Source organism: Protofrankia sp. Cas8, assembly GCF_963555845.1.
Taxonomy (GTDB): Bacteria; Actinomycetota; Actinomycetes; order Frankiales; family Frankiaceae; genus Protofrankia.
Genome location: NZ_CAUVXI010000075.1, coordinates 1 through 8,097, shown reverse-complemented (window position 1 = coordinate 8,097; position 8,097 = coordinate 1). Strand labels below are relative to the sequence as shown.

At 67.5% G+C, this 8,097-nt stretch carries 6 protein-coding genes; all 6 read right to left on the bottom strand.

The features are described from left to right. Positions 1–1,289, bottom strand: a 1,289-nt coding sequence (locus U9977_RS13000; RefSeq protein ID WP_322749505.1) for a glycosyltransferase, incomplete at its 3' end; no start/stop codon positions are given. Beyond that, positions 1,286–2,497 carry a DegT/DnrJ/EryC1/StrS family aminotransferase gene (locus U9977_RS12995; RefSeq protein ID WP_322749504.1) on the bottom strand — a complete coding sequence of 404 codons (1,212 nt, stop codon included), beginning with the start codon at positions 2,495–2,497 and terminating at the stop codon, positions 1,286–1,288. The genes U9977_RS12995 and U9977_RS13000, both read right to left, overlap by 4 nt. Further along, the gene (locus tag U9977_RS12990; protein ID WP_322749503.1) at positions 2,494–3,633 is read right to left on the bottom strand and encodes a glycosyltransferase; all 1,140 of its coding nucleotides are present in this window, start codon (positions 3,631–3,633) and stop codon (positions 2,494–2,496) included. Before U9977_RS12990 ends, U9977_RS12995 begins: the two co-directional genes overlap by 4 nt. Before the next feature lie 80 nt (positions 3,634–3,713). Beyond that, on the bottom strand, positions 3,714–4,751 hold the full coding sequence (locus tag U9977_RS12985) for an SDR family NAD(P)-dependent oxidoreductase (RefSeq protein ID WP_322749502.1): 1,038 nt from the start codon (positions 4,749–4,751) through the stop codon (positions 3,714–3,716). Then, a complete protein-coding gene (locus tag U9977_RS12980; RefSeq protein WP_322749501.1) occupies positions 4,748–5,794 on the bottom strand; it encodes a Gfo/Idh/MocA family oxidoreductase in 1,047 nt (348 codons plus the stop codon). The genes U9977_RS12985 and U9977_RS12980 overlap by 4 nt, the downstream gene beginning before the upstream one ends. A gap of 90 nt (positions 5,795–5,884) precedes the next feature. After that, the coding region (locus U9977_RS12975; RefSeq protein WP_322749500.1) for a DUF4082 domain-containing protein at positions 5,885–8,097 on the bottom strand (2,213 nt) is incomplete at its 5' end.

The window sequence follows — 8,097 nt, the reverse complement described above, 5'->3', positions numbered from 1 at the left end:
ACGGACGCCGGCGCCGCGGCCGTCCCCGAGCCGCCCCGCGCCTTGGGGTTACCGGGCTGCACGCGACGGGCGTTGAAGTCGTCCAACGCCGCCTGCCCGCGCAGCTGGTCATAGTGCCGTCGCACCTCGTGGGCGAACAGGCCGGCCGCGCTGACCCCGAGTGTGCGCACGTCCGGCCGGCTGGCGCCGGTTGCCAGCGTCCGGGTGTACAGCGCCTCCTGGACGCGAGCCGCGCGTTCCAGCGAGAAACGTTGCGTCACCAGCTCGCGACCATAATCACCCAGCTGACGACGACGGTCCGCGTCGGCGAGCAACGGCGCAAGGATCTTGACCAGTCTGCGCGCACCGCTGATCCGGTCGCCCTCGCCGATGCCGTACCAGCCCTGCCAGAGAAATGTCGCCACGCTGTCGGGAGTCAGCAGCTCGAAGAAGCCGCCCTCGCCCTGGACCACCAGCGGCTTGCCAAAAGCTGACGCCCGCAGGGCCGACCCGCCCATGCCGATCGAGATGTCGGCGAGGGCGTAGGCGGGGCGTGGATCGGTAAGTTCACCGGTGAGCACGACCACCTGTCGGCCCCGGACGGCGCCGACCCGCGCGACGTGCGCGGCAAGCTGGTCCCGCGCGGGGCCGTCACCGACCACCACCAGCCGAACCGGCATGTCCGCCGCCAGCCGTGCCACCGCGTCGACCGCGGCCAGGAGTCCTTCCAGCTTCAGCTCGGTTGCCAACCGTGACACGACGACCACATGGAGGTTAGCCGGATCCAGATCGAAACGCGCTCGCAGCTGGGTGAGCGCAGCGTCGCTAACCGCCTCCGGGGCGTTGAGACGCACGTCGACCGGTGGCTCGATGAGGTCGACCGGACCGCGCCGGGCGGCCCGGGCGGACTCGCCGATCAGCTCGGTGCCCACCACCAGGGGCATGGTCGCGGGCAGGAACGGGGCGACCGCCATGGACATCACCGTGGCGAACGCCGGCACGCCCATCCTCGTCCGCGGCCCGAAGAACGCCTCCAACGCGGGCGGCCACTCGTAGCCGTGTACCAGGTCGATCCGGCGCTCGCGCACCACCTGGCACAGCGCGCTCATCACCCTGGGCGACGGCCGACGCCCCGGCTTCGGCGACGCGACATAGTCAAGCTTAAGATCACGAACCGTGTCGACAAGCGGACCCGGCACCCCGAAGACGGTCACCTGATGGCCGAGGTCCCGCACCGCCCCGGCGAGCTCCACCGCGTTGAGCTGACTTCCCCCGATCTCCATCATATGGGGATAGACCAGGATCCTCACGGTCTGCGCACGCCTTGTCCGAGCGCGGCATCCGCCAGATCCGCACCAGCAGCGCCCGCACCAGCACCGCCCGCACCGCCACCAGCGGTGATGTCCAGCAGAGCCTCGACCACACGATCATGCTGTTGCTCGGTCATCGTGTGGAACAGCGGCAGAATGAGTGACTGCTCGGTCAGCCATTCGGTGACGGGAAGATCGTCACGGCGATGGCCCCCATAGGCTGGCTCGAGATGGGAGGCCATGATGCCACGTCGCGCCGAAATCCCACGCTCGGCCAGCGCAGCGAGCAGCTCGTTGCGACTGACCGCTGACCTCGGCGGCACGATCCAGAAGCTCTGGTAGTTCGTTGTCCCGTTCGGCGGGTCAGCTACGGTCACCAACCCTGGGATCGCAGCAAGCAACCGCTGGTAACGCTCGGCAAGGAAGCGTCGACGGTCGACCATCGCGTCGAGTTTTGCCAGCTGGACCAGCCCGACCGCGGCCTGGATGTCGGTCATCCGGTAGTTGAAACCGGTCTCGACATAGCTTTCCAACACCGGCGCTCGGCTGCGGTGCCGCTCGGCCGCGCTCACGTTCATCCCGTGCTCGCGCAGCCGCCGGGCACGTGCGGCCCAGGCGGGGTCGGTGGTGGTGAGCATGCCCCCCTCACCGGTGGTGAGCAGCTTGCGCGGATGAAACGACCAGGCCGCAAGCGGTGCGCCCGCGCCGACCGACCGACCGTTCATCGTCGACCCGGCGGCGCAGGCCGCATCCTCGATCACCGCGACACCGCGCGGCCCGCACAGCTGGGAAACCCCGTCCACATCGGCGGGTACCCCGCCCTGGTGCACGGCAATCACCGCCCGGGTGCGGTCGGTGAGGACGGGAGCCACCGTGGCTGGCGTGATGTTGCCGGTGGACGCCTCGACGTCGGCGAACACAACAGTGGCGCCGACATAGCGGACGACGTTCGCGGTGGCGATGAACGACAGGGACGGCACCACCACCTCGTCACCGGGGCCGATGTCCAACAGCACCAGCGCGAGATGCAGCGCGGTCGTGCAGGACGACACCGCGACCGCCTCGCCGCCACCGAGACGGTCGGCAAACGCACCCTCGAACTCGGCGACCCGCGGCCCCTGCGCCACCCATCCCGACCGGACCGCGTCCGCCGCCGCCTGCGCCTCCTGCTCGCCCAGCCAGGGCGTCATCACCGGAATCGCACTCATCGGTCGACTCCCTTCAACGAGGCGATCGCCGCGACACCCGCGAAATCACCGGCAGGCCCCGGCGGCAGGCCGCACAGCTGCGCGAGCTCCGCCGTGCGGGCCGCCCAGTCATGCTGGAGGGCAAACGCTCGCCTGGCAGCCGCCAGGCCATCGGTGCGGACCACGTCCAGCGCCGCGGCGGTCGCCTCGGCAAACCGCGACGGGCTCGCGCCGATACTGAGCAGATCGGTGTCCAGCCACCGGCTGGCGGGCAGATCGGTACTCACCGCGCCCCGGCCCGCGGCCAGGTACTCAAGGGTCTTGAGCGGGAAACTGGCCTGGTTGAAGGCTGAGTCGGTGTACGGCGTCAGCCCCACATCGATCATGCGCAGGTAGGATGGCAGGTCCGCGAACGCCTTCGGACCCACCCACTCCACGTTGGGCCGCGACAGCAGCGCATCCAGACGCTTGATCTCGAATGTCGCCTGCCGGGGCCCGACGAGCAGGATGGAGATGCCCCGATCGGCCACGGCCTCCAGGTGGGTCAGATCAATACGGTCGGAGAGGTGCCCGACAAAGCCCGCGATCGGGGACGCAAGGTGCACGTCCTGCGGCAGCGGCGCGTTGTCGCAGTCCGCGAAGTGACCGGCGTCGACGCCGTTGGGCACCAGCACCGGCTCGGTGCCCATGGCCCGCCACCGGTCCACCAGCACCGGGGAGACCCCCACAACCACATGTGCCTTGGCAAGCTGACGCTGCTCGGCCTGCTCCAGCCATGGTCTGGACACGCCCATCAGCTCGGCACCGGCGACGAAGTCATCGGTGCCGTAGAAGACCCGACGCGCGCCGGGAGCGACATCGAGCATGTCGGCGAGGGAGTCCACGATGACCGCGCGAACCGTCGCACCGATCCGGCGCAGAGCCCGCCGGACGGCGTCCCGGGCGGCCAGTCGCGCCGCTTCCCGCATGATCGGACGACTCACCCCGGGCGGAGTGACCGGCGTCAGCCTGATGATTCCCGGCTGGACCACGCGCAGCCGGGGACGACGCAGGGCAGCGGCGGTGTTGCGGTCCTTCAGCGGTGTGAGGTAAGAGATCGGCGGGTCGACCCACAACACCGGGATCTGGCGGGACAGATGCAGCGCAACATGCCGCATCGGGAACCAGATCCCGTCCCAGGACGTACCGGAGCTACACACCACAAGCTCGCGCGGACGTGGGAGCGGCGGCGGGGAGCTCATGAGGTGAGCTCCGGCCGCGCCTCGCGCCACCATTGCACCAGCTGCCCCAAACCGTCGGCGAGGCCGACCTCGGCCTTGAAACCCAGCCGGGACGCGGCTGCGGAGGTGTCCGCGAGACGGCGGGCCACCGGATTCACCCGACGCGCAGGTCCGTACTCCAGGCCGAGATGACCGGCGTCCATCACCGCGGCCAAGGCCTCGGCAAGCTCGCGCAACGAGGTCTCGACGCCGGATGCGACGTTGAAGACCTCATCGGTGACGTCCGTCTGCGCCGCCGCCAGGTTGGCCCGGGCGATATCCGTGGTGAACACGAAGTCCATGGTCTGCGTGCCGTCGCCGAGGATGAGCGGCGGCTGGCCGTCGGCGATCCGCTCCATCCACCGCACCAGGACTTCGGTATAGACGCCGTGGACGTCCATGCGCGGCCCGTACACGTTGAAATACCGCAACGCGACGTAGTCAAGGCCGTACATGGCATGGAAGCTGCGCAGCAGACCTTCGTTGAAGACCTTCGCCGCGCCGTAGATCGTGTCGTTGTGATAAGGATGATGATCTTCAGAGATGGGGAACGCCGACGCCTGGCCGTACACCGATGCCGACGACGAGGCCACCACCTTGCGTACACCGGCGGCGACCGCGGCTTCCAGGACGTCGAAGGTCCCGTCGACGAGTACCTCGAGCGCCAGCCGTGGTTCCTCGGCGCACTGGGTGATCCGGATGGCGGCGAGGTGGAACAGGACGTCGGTACCGGGCATCAGCTCCGCCAGCAGCGCACGGTCGCAGATGTCACCGTTGACCAGGCGCACCCGCCCGGAACTCATGGCGGTCGCAAGGTTGGCCTCGCGGCCGCGCGTCAGGTTGTCGAGCACCACGATCTCGGCCGCGCCCGCCTCGACAAGCTGATCACAAACGGTCGAACCGATCGTGCCGGCGCCACCGGTGACCAGGCACCGGGTGCCGGCAAGGTCAACTGCGGCGCTTGCGGGAACTGCGGCGCCTGCGGGAACTGCGACGCTGTCCGCGGCCCCGGTCATCGGGCGACCTCCAGCAGCGGGACGCGGGCGCCGCCCGAGCGCAGACTGCGCGACGCCGCTTCGAGCATTCCCAGGACCCGCAGGCCGGCGCGACCATCGGTCGCGGGCGGGTTCCCAGTGTCGATAGCCGTCGCCCACTGGGTCATCACGGTACTCAGCGCTTCCCGCTCGGCCAGCGCAGGGGCGATCATGTCGCCACTGCGATAGGAGATCATCATGTTCCGCCTGCTCTCACTTTCCAGCACGTCGGCTTCCGCGAGATCGACCCCACGGTCATAGATCGACAGGCGCTGCGCGGGGTTGAGGTCATTCCAGACAAGGGTCCGCCGCGAACCGCCGACGATCACCGTCCGAACCTTGATCGGCGAAAGCCAGTTCACATGGGTGTGGGCGATCGCACCGTTGGACAGCGCCATCGACAGGTAGCCGACACAGGCCCTGCCCGCGCCGATCGGGTCGGCGCCGGTAGCCGTCACAGCCTCGGGCGTCACCCCGTCCGGCAGGATGAAATCAAAGATCGACAAATCGTGCGGGGCAAGATCCCAGATCACGTCGACGTCGCGCTGAACAAGACCGAGGTTGACGCGCACCGAGTCGACATACTGGATCTCGCCGAGAGTGCCGGACCGGACGAGTTCGCGGATCTTCATGACCGCCGGCGTGTAGCAGTAGGTGTGGTCGCACATGAGAACGAGGCCACGGGACTCTGCCGTGTCGACCAGCTTGCGGCCCTCCGCCACCGATGAGGCGAGCGGCTTTTCGACGAGCACGTGCTTGCCCGCGTCCAAGGCCCGCAGGGCAACGTCCACGTGGGTGGCGGCCGGCGTGGCGATGGCCACCGCCTGCACTTCTGGATCATCAAGAATGTCATCGAGACGGTCGGTGGCCCGGACATCGCCGTACGAACCGACAACCGCACGGGCGCGGTCGATGTCGATGTCGCACAGCCATCTGAGCCGAAACTCCGAGCTCCCCTGGATGTTTCGGACGAGGTTGGGACCCCAGTACCCCGCACCGACGACGGCGGCGCCGATCAAGGACAACGCTTTCCCCCCAAAATGACAGTACGGGTTTGCCGGGCACGGCGAGCGCACCCGGCAAACTCCGCAGCGAATCACCCCGCGACCGCGGGGTTACGAGGTCGGATCAAACACCACGTCGACCCAGTAGTTGGCGGCATTATACGTACCCGTGGGAAACGCCGAGGCAGCCGAGTAGGTATACACACCGTTTCCACCGGACGAACCGCTGGACGGTGCGGTGAGCGGTCCGCTCGTCAGCCCGGACGACAGGAAGTACCCGCCGGTGGCAGCGTAGTGACCGACGTTGGTGTGGTAAGAGACCACATACGTGTTACCCGCTGTGACAGCTACCGGTGTCGAGAAGTGAACCTCCTGCCATCCGGTAGTTGACTCACCGGTAAACGTGGCGGTGGCGAGTGCCGTACCGGAGCTACTCCACAGCGTTCCCGTGTGCGTACCGGTGTTCGCCACCGACTTGTAGAAGCGGACTCCAAGTATCTGACCGTTCACCGAGGGTATGAACTGCACACCCAGCTCCGCCGCGTTGGCGTCGCCCGCGTCGACGGATCCCGGCACTGTCGAGTCACTCCAAAGCGAGAACGGTCCGGTCGGACTGGATGCGCTGGCTGTGATGAACGTCCAGTTGGTGGACGACATCGTGTTGCCAGCAGCATCCTTGGCCCCACTGACGGTGACAGTGTACTGAGTGCCCGGCGCCAGCGCGGCGGCGGGGGTGAAGGTTTCCGTCAGAGTCGCGGCGTCATAGGCAGCCGATCCGGAGACCGACCCGGCCCCGCTGGACACGATCATCGTGACCGTCGAAGGGGTGACCGCTTCGGTGAAGGTCGCCTGCGGCGTCACGTCCACCGGCACAGACGACGCGCCACCCAAAGGTGACCGCACCGCTACCGCTGGTGGTGTAACGTCCGGTGGTGCGGTCGTGCTGAACACCACGTCCACCCAGTAATGGGCACCGTTGAAGCTGTGGTCGGGGAATCCACCGGCGCCGTACAGATACAGGCCGTTGCCACCTGCGGTTGCACTGTCCGGCGCATGCAGCGGCGCATTGTTGACAGCGGTGTTCAGTATGCCGCCAGTCGCCGAATAATGACCGTTCGGAGCATGGTAGGACGCAACATAGGTGGTGCCGGCGGTAACCGCGACCGCCGAGGAAAGACTCACCTGCTGCCATCCGGACGCGCTCTCGTTCGTGAACGTTGCGGTCGCGAGCGCCGTGCCGTTATTCGTCCACAGCGTACCGACATGGGTGCCGGTGTTGGCCGCGCTCTTGTAGAAGCGCAACCCGGTCACCCAGCCGTTGACATCAGCAGTGAAGTGTACGCCGAGCTCGGCTCCCTGGGTATCGCCGGAATCCACGGTGGCCGGGATGGACGTTGTTTCAAAAATCGAGCACGGACACAGGCCCGAGGTTGTGAAGGACCACGATACCGGCGCCATCGTATTGCCGGTCGGGTCGCTCGCCCCCGACATGGACACGGTGTAGCTGTGACCGGACGCCAGCGCGGCGGTCGGGGCGAGCGTCACCGTCTTGCTCGACACGTCGTAGGTCACCGTCGATGCGACGACGCTGTTGTTCTGAGCGTCGGTCAGTGTCATCACGATGCTCGACGACGTGACGCGCTCGCTGAAGGTCGCCTTCACCGAGGAGGTAGCCGGGACGCTGTTCGCGCCCGTACCCGGACTCGCGCTGGCAATCGTCGGCGGTGTCACGTCCGGTGGTAGCGCCAGGACCACGTCAACCCAGTAGTTCGTGGTTGACGGCTGCGACGGGAAGGCGTGCGTGCCATAGATGTAGACACCGTTCGCCCCGTCCGCACCGTTGGCGAGGGCATGCAGCGGAGGATTGTCGACCCCGCCCGAGGCAAACTGGTTGGCCGTCGTGGAGTACCGACCGGTGGTGGTGTGGTACGAGGCGATATAGGTGGTGTTCTTGACAATGCTCACGGGGGTGGCGAAGGTCAGCGTCTCCCAACCGGTGCTGCTTTCCCCGGTGAACGTGCCGGTGGCCAACTGGGTACCCGTGGACGACCACAGCGTGCCGGTGTGGGTGCCGATGTTCGCCGGCCCCTTGTAGAAGCGGATACCGGTGATCTTTCCGTCCTCGTCGGAGCGGAACTTGACTCCGAGCTCGACCGCACCGGTGTCGGCTTCGGTGATGTTCGCCGGAGTGGCCGCGTCGGACCAGATCCCGCACGGGCACAGACCGTCAACCGACGGCTGCACAACGGTGGTGAAGGTCCACGTCACCGGAGCGGCAAGCACGTTGCCGGCGATGTCACGCACCCCGCTGACCGTCACGGTGT

Excerpts from the sequence above, each read along its gene's own strand:
- U9977_RS12995 (WP_322749504.1), bottom strand. The coding sequence starts at position 2,497 with ATGAGTGCGATTCCGGTGATGACGCCCTGGCTGGGCGAGCAGGAGGCG.
- U9977_RS12990 (WP_322749503.1), bottom strand. The coding sequence starts at position 3,633 with ATGCGGCATGTTGCGCTGCATCTGTCCCGCCAGATCCCGGTGTTGTGG.
- U9977_RS12985 (WP_322749502.1), bottom strand. The coding sequence starts at position 4,751 with ATGACCGGGGCCGCGGACAGCGTCGCAGTTCCCGCAGGCGCCGCAGTT.